Annotated in this window: 16 protein-coding genes and 1 riboswitch; of the genes, 1 reads left to right on the top strand and 15 read right to left on the bottom strand. The window is 48.8% G+C overall.

Features of this window, described 5'->3' with window-relative positions; genetic code table 11:
* The 5 genes from ylxM to GCWU000321_RS08205 form a co-directional block, all read right to left on the bottom strand.
* Window positions 1-324: a YlxM family DNA-binding protein gene (gene ylxM / locus GCWU000321_RS08225; RefSeq protein WP_007070765.1), complete on the bottom strand. Its 324-nt coding sequence runs from the start codon at window positions 322-324 to the stop codon at window positions 1-3.
* 152 nt (window positions 325-476) lie between these two features.
* On the bottom strand, window positions 477-1,571 hold the full coding sequence (locus tag GCWU000321_RS08220) for an adenosylcobinamide amidohydrolase (RefSeq protein ID WP_007070764.1): 1,095 nt from the start codon (window positions 1,569-1,571) through the stop codon (window positions 477-479).
* Window positions 1,568-2,332, bottom strand: a complete 765-nt coding sequence (locus GCWU000321_RS08215; RefSeq protein WP_007070763.1) for a carbon-nitrogen hydrolase family protein — start codon at window positions 2,330-2,332, stop codon at window positions 1,568-1,570. The genes GCWU000321_RS08220 and GCWU000321_RS08215 overlap by 4 nt, the downstream gene beginning before the upstream one ends.
* Window positions 2,333-2,556: 224 nt before the next feature.
* Window positions 2,557-3,984, bottom strand: coding sequence for an argininosuccinate lyase (gene argH, locus GCWU000321_RS08210; RefSeq protein ID WP_007070761.1), 1,428 nt, complete (start codon window positions 3,982-3,984; stop codon window positions 2,557-2,559).
* Window positions 3,981-5,225 (bottom strand): argininosuccinate synthase, encoded by a 1,245-nt coding sequence (locus GCWU000321_RS08205; RefSeq protein WP_007070760.1) that lies wholly within the window; start codon window positions 5,223-5,225, stop codon window positions 3,981-3,983. Before GCWU000321_RS08205 ends, argH begins: the two co-directional genes overlap by 4 nt.
* A 296-nt stretch (window positions 5,226-5,521) precedes the next feature.
* On the opposite strand from GCWU000321_RS08205, the gene GCWU000321_RS08200 reads away from it, so the two are divergent.
* Complete coding sequence (locus GCWU000321_RS08200) at window positions 5,522-6,277, top strand: class I SAM-dependent methyltransferase (RefSeq protein ID WP_007070758.1); 756 nt, start codon at window positions 5,522-5,524, stop codon at window positions 6,275-6,277.
* 153 nt (window positions 6,278-6,430) lie between these two features.
* Here the strand turns inward: GCWU000321_RS08200 and GCWU000321_RS08195 are convergent, their stop codons facing one another.
* From GCWU000321_RS08195 to GCWU000321_RS08150, 10 genes are all read right to left on the bottom strand, one after another.
* On the bottom strand, window positions 6,431-7,051 hold the full coding sequence (locus GCWU000321_RS08195; RefSeq protein WP_007070757.1) for a DivIVA domain-containing protein: 621 nt from the start codon (window positions 7,049-7,051) through the stop codon (window positions 6,431-6,433).
* Between the two features lie 37 nt (window positions 7,052-7,088).
* Complete coding sequence (locus tag GCWU000321_RS08190; RefSeq protein WP_007070756.1) at window positions 7,089-7,880, bottom strand: YlmH family RNA-binding protein; 792 nt, start codon at window positions 7,878-7,880, stop codon at window positions 7,089-7,091.
* Window positions 7,880-8,674, bottom strand: coding sequence for a pyrroline-5-carboxylate reductase (gene proC, locus GCWU000321_RS08185; RefSeq protein WP_007070755.1), 795 nt, complete (start codon window positions 8,672-8,674; stop codon window positions 7,880-7,882). The genes GCWU000321_RS08190 and proC overlap by 1 nt, the downstream gene beginning before the upstream one ends.
* Complete coding sequence (locus GCWU000321_RS08180; protein ID WP_007070754.1) at window positions 8,671-9,105, bottom strand: cell division protein SepF; 435 nt, start codon at window positions 9,103-9,105, stop codon at window positions 8,671-8,673. Before GCWU000321_RS08180 ends, proC begins: the two co-directional genes overlap by 4 nt.
* On the bottom strand, window positions 9,105-9,560 hold the full coding sequence (locus tag GCWU000321_RS08175) for a cell division protein SepF (protein WP_007070753.1): 456 nt from the start codon (window positions 9,558-9,560) through the stop codon (window positions 9,105-9,107). Before GCWU000321_RS08175 ends, GCWU000321_RS08180 begins: the two co-directional genes overlap by 1 nt.
* Window positions 9,557-10,267 carry a YggS family pyridoxal phosphate-dependent enzyme gene (locus tag GCWU000321_RS08170; protein WP_007070752.1) on the bottom strand — a complete coding sequence of 237 codons (711 nt, stop codon included), beginning with the start codon at window positions 10,265-10,267 and terminating at the stop codon, window positions 9,557-9,559. The genes GCWU000321_RS08175 and GCWU000321_RS08170 overlap by 4 nt, the downstream gene beginning before the upstream one ends.
* A 243-nt stretch (window positions 10,268-10,510) precedes the next feature.
* Window positions 10,511-11,290, bottom strand: a complete 780-nt coding sequence (locus GCWU000321_RS09265) for a TonB family protein (protein WP_007070750.1) — start codon at window positions 11,288-11,290, stop codon at window positions 10,511-10,513.
* Window positions 11,287-11,700 (bottom strand): ExbD/TolR family protein, encoded by a 414-nt coding sequence (locus GCWU000321_RS08160; protein ID WP_007070749.1) that lies wholly within the window; start codon window positions 11,698-11,700, stop codon window positions 11,287-11,289. The genes GCWU000321_RS09265 and GCWU000321_RS08160 overlap by 4 nt, the downstream gene beginning before the upstream one ends.
* 9 nt (window positions 11,701-11,709) lie before the next feature.
* Window positions 11,710-12,324: a MotA/TolQ/ExbB proton channel family protein gene (locus GCWU000321_RS08155; protein WP_040382084.1), complete on the bottom strand. Its 615-nt coding sequence runs from the start codon at window positions 12,322-12,324 to the stop codon at window positions 11,710-11,712.
* 127 nt (window positions 12,325-12,451) lie between these two features.
* Window positions 12,452-12,621: riboswitch (cobalamin riboswitch) on the bottom strand.
* 171 nt (window positions 12,622-12,792) lie between these two features.
* Window positions 12,793-13,305: a hypothetical protein gene (locus tag GCWU000321_RS08150; protein ID WP_040381578.1), complete on the bottom strand. Its 513-nt coding sequence runs from the start codon at window positions 13,303-13,305 to the stop codon at window positions 12,793-12,795.
* Window positions 13,306-13,329: the final 24 nt, after the last annotated feature.

The following is a 13,329-nucleotide window of genomic DNA, read 5'->3' as shown; positions in this document are numbered from 1 at the left end:
TCAATCTGTCAATACTTTTAAAAGCGGCGCCGCTTCTTCTCTTGCCGTATCGGACAAGAGCAGAGAAATCTCTTCTGCCGCTTTCTTACGCTTCAGCCGTGCAGCCGCCACATGGAGCGCCGCTTCATAATTCTCCAGCTGCTCCTCCCCATGGCGCATGGCATCATGCACTGCCTGGCGGGAAATATGGAAATACTCCGCAATCTCCGCCAATGTGAGATTTTCATTATAATAAAGCTCAAGGCATTCCCGCTGCCTCACGGTCAATAAAGCGCCGTAGCAATCAAGCAGCTCGCCTTTCTGTACGATATTTTCTAAAAACATATCATCACCATACCGGAATGATTATATAAGAAACAAAACAGTCTGTCAAGAAAAAACACTTTACATAAAGAATATATTATCAGCTTCTGATCTTTAGCGGCAAACCGATAAACTGCCTGTACCTGATAGATTTATCTGTTTGACCGTTATGCTCAAATGCCGTTCTTCTTTACAGCTGCCTGTACTGCCAATCGGCAAAAAGCATCTTTTATATCTTCAGCTGATTTTATTTCCATCGGCACTGACCGCATTCCATATGCTTCTGCTGTCATTTGCAGGAGCTTTTTTGCCATGCGGCATGCCTCTTCATTTCCTGCCAGCCCCCACCGATATTCGTCGAGAAGCTCCGCCAGGAAAGATGATATGAATACCATTTCGCTGTCCCGGTCTATTTTTCGCCAGAGATGGCGCCATTCTTCTTCAATGCCATCTTTTTTATATTCCCTGAAATACGAATACAGGACTTCCTCTGTCACCCCGTACCGCCTCAATCGTTCTGTCACACTGTGCTGCGTAGAGGGATAGAGATGATTTTGATTCCCTAATGCCTTTTTCACTGCCTCTTTGACCGTCTTCCCGATCAGTTCCCCCAGTTTGTTATGTTTCCCTGCGCTGCGGAAATAAAGCGGTGATTTCGGATCACAAACGATGACTGTCGAGTCTGTCCCCGTTCCTGTGGCAGGATTTTCCGAATACCGGCTTCCCACCATCAGTTCCCGAAGCGCCGCCGTCTTTCCTTCCGTACAGGTGACCAGAGCGCGGGTTAATATTCCCAGCGGCATATCGGCATTGATAAAAAGCAGGATATTAATGGTTCCCGGCCTGTATATTTCCGGACTCGCCCCCGCCCCGTAATATCCCGCCGGATCTCCTGCACACCCTGCATTTCCTTCCACGCCTGCCGTCACGCAGGCTGCCACCTTAAGTTCTTCATAGGTTTCTTCCACGATGGCCGCATTTTCCATCAGTGCCGCCGTACCGATTCCCGTGGAATGCGCAGGATCGAGCCCCACAACTGCTGCACATTTCCCCAGATGCTCCTCATATTTTTCAAGGCTCATGCAGGAACCGAGCCCGCAGCAGGTATAGTTGAAAAGCCCCTTGATATCTTCTCTGTATCCGCCGTTCAAGAGAGAAGTGCTCAAGACCTTTTTAGGAGCATTAAAACGGACTACGATGCTGTGCGTTTCAGGGACATGTACAATTTTTTCGTCTGCATTTAACCGATACAATTCTATTTCTTTCATTCTATGTGCACCACCTCAAACATTTTCGAGCGGATCCGCATTTTCTCTTCATCCCACTCACAAAATAAAACCGCAGGAGCGCCTTTATAGGTAAAAAGCCGCTGTCCTTCCACGATGACCGCGCTTTCCGCTTCTCTCATATCCATTCTTTCATGATATCCCGTCTGGTTGCAGACAATGACCGGAACACCGCATAATTTTGAACAGGTTTCCCAGACAGACACAGGATCGGAGCAGCATTTTCCCGGCGGCCAGGCCGCTGTAACAAGTACCATATCCGCTTTCTTCTTTTTTATTTCCAAACAGGGCTGTTCGTAATAGGAATCTGCGCAGACAAGCAGACCCACCCGGAGCGTGCCTATGTTAAACACATGGATTTCTCTTCCCAGGGACAGCCACCGTTCAAATCCCTTCCGGTGGGAGAACATCTTCCTGTGCTTCCCCAGAAACTCTCCTTCCCTGTTTATGACAAAACAGGAATTGTAGCCCTTTCCATCCCTTTCATCATATTCTGCTGCGGAAAGAAACATATCCGCTTTATTCCTTCCGGCAAAAAGCAGGTACCGGGACAGCTGCTTTTCCGAAAAGGAAGGAAGCTTCCCATTGTTGTCATGGAAGAAATATCCCTGAAGCGCCGTTTCAGGCGTAACGATCCAGTCTGCTCCGCGGGAAACTGCCTCTCCCGCCGCAGAAATGATACTTTTTCTGTTTCTTGTTTCCGGTCCTTCCGCCACATCCAGATGAAGAAGTGCGATCTTCATTTTTCTCCTTTTTATACTTGTATTAATTTTATACTTGTATTAATTTTATCCAAATTTATTTCAATACAATTTTATATCAAAAATATATATTCAGGCAAAATTTTATTATATTTTCCGATTCATATTCAATTTGGTCCGCCCTCTTCATTCCGCCATGCTAAAAGCCCTCATCCGCATGAGGGCCTGATGCAAAATCATTTATAAAGATATTTTCCTTCCCATTCTTATTCTATAAACGCGTTCGCTTCTTTCCATTCTGCTGCCAGTTTTTTCTGCCTGCTGACTATCTTTTTCGCTTCCCGCTGCTGGCGCTTCACCTGCTCCGGTCCGGTACCGCCGTAACTGTCCCTGTTCTTCACGCAGTTTTCAATTTGAAGGACTTCGTAAATATCAGTTTCAAAAAGAGGACTCATCTTTTTAAATTCTTCCATGGTGAGGGCAAGCAGCACTTTTCTGTTTTCAATGCAGTAAGCCACCGCGTTTCCCACCACCGCATGGGCACGGCGGAAAGGAAGTCCTTTCTTTGCCAGATAGTCCGCCATATCGGTGGCATTGGAGAAATCATTTTCCAAAACAGCCCTTGTACGCGCACCGTTGACAGTCATGGTACTCAGCATACCGGCGTAAATATCCAAAGCGAACCTCAGTGTGTCTATGGTGTCAAATACGCCCTCCTTATCTTCCTGCATATCCTTGTCATAGGCAAGAGGAAGTCCCTTCATCACCGTCAGGAGTGCTACCAGATGGCCATACACCCGTCCTGTTTTCCCGCGGACAAGTTCACAGATATCGGGATTCTTTTTTTGCGGCATGATGGAACTGCCTGTGCTGTATCCGTCATCAAGCTCAATAAATCCGAATTCGCCGGTGCTCCACAGAATCAATTCTTCCGACAGGCGGGACAGGTGCATCATGCAGATGGATGCGAAGGAAAGAAACTGGAGAAGGTAGTCGCGATCGGAAACTGCGTCCAAACTGTTTCCATAACATTTTGAAAAGTGAAGTTTCTCCGCCGTTTCCTTCGGCATGGTGGGATAAGTCGTCCCCGCCAGAGCGCAGGCGCCCAAAGGAGAGGCATCCGCCATTTCATAGCAGCCGACGAGCCGTTCAAAGTCTCTTTGCAGCATGGCGCAGTAAGCCATCATATGATGGGCGAAAAGCACGGGCTGCGCTCTCTGCATATGGGTATAGCCGGGCAGGATGACATCCTTGTATTTTTCAGATACACCTATCAGTGCTTCTTCGGCGGCAATCAGCTTTTCCGCCAACTTCGCGATATGCCGGCGCATATACATATGGAGATCTGCGGCGCACTGGTCATTCCTGCTTCTTGCCGTGTGGAGCCTTGCTCCCGCATCGCCGATATCATCGGTCAGACGCTTTTCCACATTCATATGGACATCTTCCAGTTCCACAGAAAATGCAAACCGGCCTTCTTCTATTTCTTTTTTTATTTTCAAAAGACCCCCGGTAATCTTTTCCAAATCCTCTTTGGAAATAATGCCACGGTCCGCCAGCATGGATGCATGAGCCAGCGAGCCGGCGATATCTTCTTTATACATACGGCAGTCGTAGGAAACAGAAGCGTTGAAATCAAGCGCGCTTCTTTCCTCCGCCTTCTGAAAGCGTCCGCCCCACATCATTTCACTCATTTTTCATTCTTTTCCTTCATCAGCGCACGAATGGTGAGAGGCAGCCCGAAAAGGTTGATGAAACCTTCTGCGTCCGCCTGGTTGTATACTTCATCTTCACCAAATGTGACAAATTCTTCATTGTAGAGGGAATAGGGACTTTCCGCGCCATTGGAGAGGATATTTCCTTTATACAGGCGGAGGGACACTTTTCCCGTCACTGTCTTCGAAGTTTCATCAGCAAATGCCTGCAGTGCTTCACGAAGAGGAGCGAACCACATGCCGTCATAAACGAGTTCGCTGTATTTGACGGCCGCCACTTCCTTGAAATGAAGGGTGGCGCGATCCAGACAAAGGCGTTCCAGCTCGCTGTGGGCATAGAAAAGAATAGAACCTGCCGGATTTTCATATACGCCGCGGGATTTCATGCCCACCAGGCGGTTCTCCACAAGATCGTCAATACCGATGCCGTTCCTTGCGCCGATTTCATTCAGCGTATTGACCAGTTCCACGCCGTCCATTTCCTTCCCGTTGACAGCAATCGGCTTGCCTTCCTTAAATTCGATGGTGACAAATTCGGGCTGATCGGGAGCGTCTTCGGGATCACAGGTAACAAGGTACATATCTTTGTGGGGCGGATTGGCGGGATTTTCCAAATCATCCCCCTCATGGGAAAGGTGCCACATGTTCCAGTCCATGGAGTAAGGATATTTTTGCGCCGCTTTTTCTTCTTCCGTCTGCTTTTCATCAAATTTATCAATAGGCACATTGTGCGCTTCCGCATAAGCCATCTCATCTTCACGGGACTTCATATCCCACAGGCGCCAGGGAGCGATAATCTTCATATGAGGCGCCAGTGCTTTCACAGCCAATTCAAAACGGACCTGGTCATTTCCCTTGCCGGTGGCACCGTGGCAGATGGCATCCGCGCCATATTTTTTCGCCATATCCACAAGACACTTGCCGATCAGCGGACGGGCAAAAGACGTTCCTAAAAGATACCTGCCTTCATACCTCCCGCCGGCCTGCAATACTTTATAAGCGTATTCTTCAATAAATTCCCTGCGCACATCCAGCGTTTCCGCCACAGACGCCCCTGACTTCAGCGCTTTTTCATGAATCGCATCAAAATCTTCCGGCTGTCCCAGATTGATTGTACAGGCAATGACTTCACAGTTATAATTTTCTTTCAGCCACGGAATGATAACGGACGTATCCAATCCGCCGGAATAAGCAAGAACCACTTTTTTAATTTCATTCATTTTACATGCCGCCTTTCTTCATCGACTAGTCTTCATACAATTTCTTTTTATGAGATATGATATATTATACGGTTATATGAATAAATAATCAACCTTGTTTCGGAATATTTTTGTTTCTTTGTTTTAGAAAACTGTTTTTTGCCAAATCAATTCAGGATGATTTTGACTGCATTTTTGTTTTTCCGCCGGCGCCATTATTCACTTTATGCAGAATCACGTCCCTTCCCTGTTATCCGGCGGAAAAATCACTTATAATAAAGATATATCATTTCCTGTTTTAAGAAAGGAGCGCCACAATGAACTTTTCCGAAAAACTTCCCGCTTTTGCCAACCCGCAGGGCGCCGCCGGAAAGCTGCTGATTGCCTCTATGAATATTTTCCATACTCCCGTGTCCCTCTGGGGGATTTCCCATCTGGATCTTGCCGGTAATGAAAAAATCCTCGACATCGGCTGCGGAGGCGGCATCAACCTGTCCCGCTTTTTAAAGAAAGTTCCCCGCGGTCACGTGACAGGCATCGATCTTTCACCGGACTGCGTGAATTATTCTTTTATGCGCAACCGCGATGCCATTGCGGAAGGACGGTGTTCCGTTTATGAAGGAAGCGCCGAACTCCTTCCTTTCGGCGCAAATCATTTCGATGTCATCACCGCCTTTGAAACGATATACTTTTGGCCCAATCTGCCAAACACACTGAAAGAAATCAAAAGGGTGCTGAAGCCGGGCGGCACCTTCCTCATCGTAAATGAAGCGGACGGCTATGGATTTCTCGACAATCTGTACCCGAAAATCATCAAAGGCATGACTCTCTACAAAACGGAAGAGCTTTCCGCTATTCTTACCAAAGCAGGTTTCACAAACATTGAAATTGATACAAAGCTGGGATGCGTGACCGTTTCCGCGAGGCGTCCCGTCACTGCCCTGGATAAGGTAAAAACGGCGGTCCGTTTCGACAACGTCCGCAAGTGGGGACGGGCCGCCCTCTTTGCGGCAGGAACAGCGGCAGCTGTTTGCACGGCAGCCTGCCTTCTAAAAAAGAATAAAAAGCAGTAAATGCAAAACGCTGTTTCCCCATCAGGAGAGACAGCGTTTTTACATAAAAAGAAATCTGTCCGATTAATAACAAAAGCCATATTATCAGAGCCGCTTTATATTTCCTGAAAAAAAGAAACAGTCCTGTAAGAACCGCTTCCTTTTCATTCCTTATTATATTTCAGATACAGCCTGCTGTGTTTCATCTTCCGCTTCATCAGTTTCCGCTTCCGCTGTATCAGCTTTTACTTCTCCTTCAAAAAGATCGGCAGAACGGTCATCCAGCGCTTCGATGGGCAGTTCCATTTCCTCATCCTGTCCTTCCGGCGCTTTTACAATCTGCGGCTCCGGCGTATTCTTTGCAGATTCGATGAGAGCCATCGCCGACTTGAAATTGGCCAGAATCTTTTCAATATAGATCTTGACATCGCCTTCCGTTTTGAGCAGATCGGTGTTCAGTTTGCGGCGGGCCGCTTCCGCATCGGAAATGATATGATGGGCTTCATTCTGCGCTTCCCGAACTGCCAGTTCCGCCTCTTTCTGTGCGTTTCTCTTCACATTTTCAGCAGTTTCCTGCGCCATGACCAAAGTGGAGGACATGGTAGATTCCATTTTTTCATAATTGCGGAGTTTCGTCTTGACTGTATCCATCTCCTCTTCCATCTCACGATGTTCGCGGTAAATACGTTCATAGTCACTTGCCAGCTCCTGCAGGAATGCGTCCACTTCTTCCTGGCTGTACCCCCGCAGTCCGCGGGAAAACGTTTTATTATGGATATCCATCGGTGTAATCATAAATAATCCTCCTGTTTCATATCAACGGTTTCATTTCTTATTTATAACGGTCAATCAGGAGCCCTGTCCGGCCTTTCCGGCTCATCCCCGTGACTTCCCTGATTTCAATCCGTCCTTTGCCGCGGATGGAAATAACATCTCCTGCTTTTATGGTTTGCGACGCGCTTTTCACAGGCTGCCAGTTAATTTCCGTCCGACCGCTCTCTACGCATTGTACCATTTTGCTGCGGGAAATGCCAAATCCTGCCGCGCCGACCGCATCCAGCCGAAGCGAAGCGACCGTGGCCCGCACCTCTCTGGCTGTCTTTTTAGGCGGCTCTAATTCTTCCAGAGATATTTCTTTTATCTGCACAGACACCATGGCGACTTTCAGGAAATTCCGCTTAATCCATTCCGCCATGGAACTGTCTGCCACAATCTGGCACCCCGCCCCCTGCATGAGGATATCTCCCAGAACCGCTCTGTCGATGCCCAGTCCCATAAGCGCCCCCAGTACATCACGGTGGCCGATGAGCCTGTATCGGTCATCCCAGGTCACTTTCAATGCGGTCAGCCCGAAATCCACGAGACCGTCATAGTCATTACGAGCAAATGCGACACGGATCCGTTCCGCTTCATGATATCCGCCGGAAGTTTTCACCGCCACCGTTTTCATGTGAGCCGCAATCGTCTGTCCGACCTGCGCCGCAAAAGGAGACATAAAGGGGCCGACGGCAAATGGCCGGCCTCTGTCCACGGAATCAGCAATATCCAGCAGACGGATTGCCATATCTTTCGCTTCTTCTCCGGTTGCGGAAAAGTAGCGGAGAATTTTTTCTCTGTCTTTCATTATTTTCTGCCCATTTCATCAGATTTCGCAAGAGCCGCCATGACGGCGTCCATGAGAGCGGCACGGATGCCGCGCGCTTCCATGGCATGGATGCCTGCAATCGTCGTACCGCCGGGACTTGTCACCCCGTCACGGAGTTCGGCGGGATGTTTTCCTGTTTCCAGCACCATTTTGGCTGCGCCATACAAAGTCTGCGCCGCCGCTTCAACTGCCAGCTTCCGCGGAAGTCCCGCGCGCACTCCGGCATCCGCCAATGCATCAATAATCACGAAAACGTATCCCGGCCCCGCTCCTGATAAAGCGCCCATCTCGTCAAGCTGGCGTTCGGAAACCACTGCCGCTTTCCCCAGGGCGGAAAATATTTCTTTTGCCGTTTCGATAAAATCCTCGTCAGCGTACCGCCCTGCTGTAATAGCTGTCATACCCTCCCCGACCGAAGCGGGAGTATTCGGCATGACACGGATCACCGGCGTCTTTTCGGGAAGGCCGGCTTCCAAGGTCGCTGCTGTCACTGCCGCCGCAACAGAAATCACCCGCCTCGGACGGTACGGATTTATTTCTTCCAAAACAAAAGGGATAATGTCGGGCTTTACTGCCAAAAGGACAAAATCCGCTTCTCCGATATCTTTCAGAGAAGCTGCAGATACGCCATATCGCTCTGCCTTTTCCACCGTTGACTTTTCCGTGCTTGCTTTAATGTATACTTCTTCTTTCGTCCAGAGGCCTTTGGAAAGGCACCCTGAAAGTATAGCGCCGCCCATAGCGCCGCAGCCGATCATCATAATCTTTTTCATACGCCCGGACCTCTCCACAAAGGAATCCCCGCAAGGCGGGGCATGCTGTCCATCTCAATATGCACCGCCGATGGCGCGCACAAAAGCACCTGCCCGTTCAGAAGTTCTACTTCTCCCTTGCCGAGATAAACGGCACCGCTCATGAAATCCACAAAACGGCTCGCCGTTTCATCATCCACATTGCTGCCAAGAACCACAAGAACTACAAGTCCTTTTTCCATGGCATCCACCGCACGGCGGGCATCACTATAAGCACGGGGAACGAAGATGACAGCATCCAACGGACGGACAGCCCTCGCAGGCAGCGCGCCTGCCATACGGGGACCCGCCTCTTTACCGTCTTCTCCCGCAGAATCTATATACTCTTCTTCCTCCGGCTCCGTAACAAAAAGATCATAAAACAGCTCGGAGATCTTCGAAAAAAATGACATTATGCCTTAGGGGCCTGCGAATCCCATGCGGGGGCTTCCGCTTCCGGAAATGCCGCAAAATTCTCACGGGACACGCTCATATTATTTGGCGCGCAGAGGTAAATATTTTCAGAAACCTGGTCAATGCGCCCGTCCAAAGCATACATCACACCCTGAATAAAATCCACGATACGCTGTGCTTCATCGGCATCAGTCTTTTCCATATTCATTACGACCGGACGGGCAGCCTTCAGATGATTCCCGATTTTTTCGGCATCCTGATAGTCTTTCGGATTCACGACCACCATAGTATACGGTTTCGCCTGGCGGGTCGCTACTGCCGCACGGCCTGCTGCCGGACGGGGAGGAATAGGCTGCGCCGTATCTATCGACGTCCCCTCTTCTTCGTATTCTTCATCCTCGTATTCATCATCACGATCTGTAAACTGTTCCTTAAATTTATCCAGTAAGCTCATTTTGTTTCTCCTTTCCCATTTGCATAATTCCGCTCGCCAAAAATGGCGGTGCCGACGCGTACCATCGTAGCGCCCTCTTCTATTGCCGTTTCAAAATCCCGGGTCATCCCCATGGATAAAACAGAAACCTGTCCTTTGGGAAAATATGTTTTCAGTACTTCCCACATTTCATGAGCCCTGCGGAATACAGGACGTGTCATTTCCACATCCTCCACCATAGGCGCCATGCACATCAGACCCTTTACACGGATATGCGGGAGCATTCCCGCCTTCGCTGCAGCTTCGTCCAGACTTTCCGGCGGCAAACCGTACTTGCTTGTTTCTCCGGAAATATTAAATTCCAGAAGCACATCCTGCACTTTGCCGGCCTGCCCGGCCCGTTTATCTATCTCTTCCATGATTTCCACGGAATCTACGGACTGGATCAAATCAGCCGCCGCCACTGCCTTTTTCACTTTATTTTTTTGAAGATGTCCCTGCAGGTTCCAGACAACAGGCATTTTCAAACGGCTCCGTTTGTCTTCCAATTCCTGCACACGGTTTTCTCCCACCTCTTTCACGCCAAGTCGGAGAACCTCCTCCATATCTTCCAATGGATGAAACTTCGTCACCGCCACAAGAGTCACGTCCTGCCTGTAAGGAGAACGGGCCTTCGCAGCCGCTATCCGCTTTTTCACAACTTCCAGCTTTTCTTCTATAGCTGACATCCTAATTCCTTCTATTATTTAATAAGGTACGTCGAAAAATATAAAAAGATATACCTTGTCCTATTATAGCATAGGTATATCCTTAAAAAAATAATCGTTTTTTATTTTCAGGCGCCAAACAAACCGAGGCGTAATCCACATACCGCAAAGCATGATAAAATGCAGTTCACGGCCCTGCCATACAAGGCAGGCACGTAAAGCGGAACATGCCGGTATCTTAATCATTGGTATAAAAGCATTTCCTCAATTCAATCTGAATTCTACCGGGAATGTAATCCGGCAGGGGACAGGCACCCCATATTTATCAAGTGCAGGAGAAAATGTCCATTGATAAGCCGCATCAACAGCCGCTGCATCTAAGACACTGCTTCCTGACCCTTGCGTCACATAAGCAGAATCAACCGTCCCTGATGTATTGACTAAGACCGTTACATAAGTAACCCCCGTCGTTTCTTTTACCCTTGCAGTCGGCGGATAAACAGGAAGTACTTTGCTGATCACTGTCGGCGGCGTAATAGGAACACCGGCCCCCGGCCCGCTTCCATTGCCGTCACCTTCACCCGTACCGGTTCCGCTGCCGTCACCCGTACCAGTGCCGTCCCCGTCCCCTGTTCCTCCGCTGCTGCCGCTTCCGTCGCCTTGTGTATCCGTCCCTTCATCTTCTGCCGCGGCATCAGAAACAGACGTACCTGTGGTGTCTGCCGTTTCCTTCTTATCCGGCCTGTCATGCACCTCCGGCTTTTCTTCCGGTACCTTTTCATTAATTTCTTCACTAGGCATTTCCACAGGTTCGGCAATATCATTGATTTTTGCTTCAGATGATTTCACCGCCGGCGCCTTTTTCCCTTTGCTGCCTCCCCCGCCCCGGTTTCCGCCGCCCGCATCAAGCGATACCTGCAATATTTCTCCACGAAGCGGAACTTCTATGTACTTCACGCCAAACAGTCCCAGCATGACAGCAGCAAATAAATGAATAAGGACAGCAGCGGCAATACCAACCGCATACCTCTGCCGGTCATTCATCCTCCTGCCTCCTGCTCCGCTGCCAGCCCGAACCTGGTGATGCCGGCCGCTTTAAACCGGTCGAGAACGTGGATGACATCATTGTAAGCGGCATCCTTCTCTCCGCGGATAACGACGGAATAATTCGCGTCTGATCCGCTTCTTTTCTTTACTTCCGCCACAATTGCGTCCAAAGACATTTTTTTATCATCCAGCCAGCAGCTCCCATCTTTTTTGACAGTCACAAGGCTGCTGCTTTTAGAAACCGTTTCAGCGCTTTGCGCCTCAGGAAGGGCAATAGAGATTGTCCTCACTTCCGTCATGTACATCGTGCTGATGATAAAAAATGCAAGCAGCAGGAATATAAGGTCAAGCATAGGGCTGATCATCAGTTCAGGCATTTTATCCGCCTGCCTCGGTCTTCTCCTCATGATACCCCCTTATTTCCCAGACAATCCGGAGATAAGTGCATCCGCCACAGCATCCAGATCAAGCGTCGCCTTTTTATACCTCGTATTTAAATAAGCATGTACCAGCATACCTGTAATCGCGATCACCAATCCGAAAATAGTCGTAATCAGCGCTTCCGCCAATCCGGCGGTGACACCTGCCGTATTCTGCAGCTGTCCCGTCATGGATGAAAAGGTTCCCATCATACCGGTAATGGTTCCTAAAAGCCCAAGCATGGGAGAAAGCCCGATGATAACACCCAGATAATCAAGGTGCGCCGACAGCTGATTCAGGTAACGGTCTGTCTTTTCATAAGTGACGGATTCAAGAGACCGGCCAAGGCTGTCCTTTTCAGACAAAATATCCTTTGCCAGTTTTGCCGCGCTGCCTGCCGCCTCTTCCGCCAGTTCCGCCGCCTCAGAAACATTGCCCCGTGTCATTTCCTTGCAGAACAGCATCACAAATTTCGTATCGGAAATCGCCTGCCGGTAATACATATACCGCTCCACTGCCAGAAAGATGACCGCCAGCGAACAAAGAAGCAAGGGCCACATGCACAGGCCTCCGCGAATAAAATATCCTACCGCCGAATCAAAAATCCCCATTGCGCTTCCTCTTCCTTTCTTCCCGGCATTCCGCCGGCCATAAAAGTTACATTTATAAAAAAGGCACAGCCAAATCAGAATGAGAAAACGTTTTCCCATCTCTCATCCGGCCCATGCCTCGCGAGTCTTTTGATGATGAAATACAAACGGCACCCTGGCTCAGTTCCTCGTTCCCCTGCCCCTCTGTGAAAGGACTGCGGCAGGCGGACTCCCCTTACAGTTGCGAGACAGCTCCGGTTTTTCACCGGATTCCCCGTTTCTTTGATCTTCATTCATTTTTCATTTCATTTTTATAATTAAATAGTATCACACAACATAAATAACTTCAATTTTTATGTAAATGCCACTATCTCTATCTAATACAATTCTGTCCCGTCTTTCACCTGTACATCACACCCATATATGATACAAGACTGCTTCTCCCCGAAATGGAAGAGAAAGCAGTCTGATACCAAACAAAACTCTATGCTATTTCCCTTTTGTCTTTTGGAACCAGATATATTTTTTTGATACCCGGTACATCGTTGACACAAATGAATTAACGGGAATCTTCCGGTATTCCGCGTCCCTGCTGCTTTCATCCACCACTTCATGATGCTGGTCATAAATCCGGACGGCAGTAATCGCATACCGTTCTTCTTTCATATGGAAACGTAATTCCATCTCACTGCACATAGGCATTCGGTCGCCTTTCAATCGGGAAGCATAAGCCGCTTTCATCTGCTCCGGAATTTTTTTATCCGTATATACCGCCTGTACCGTCATCTGCACTTCATCGGGATCCGTTTCATTCTGTCTGATGGATTGTACATCAAAACGGTAAAGCGCAATATCATTGGCAAATATCTCCATCCAGCGCATCTGCTCCAATTCCTGCGGCGTGGCTTTCGGCTTTACCCCCATTTCCAGAATGGGCGCCGGCTGCCCCTTCATAGAATCTTCCGCTTGTACGCCGTTCCATGAAAGGGACATGCACAGCATACCTACCACCCAAAACCATTTTCG

The sequence above is a fragment of the Dialister invisus DSM 15470 genome, from assembly GCF_000160055.1.
GTDB classification, from domain to species: domain Bacteria; phylum Bacillota; class Negativicutes; order Veillonellales; family Dialisteraceae; genus Dialister; species Dialister invisus.
This window is presented reverse-complemented; position numbering and strand designations above follow the sequence as displayed.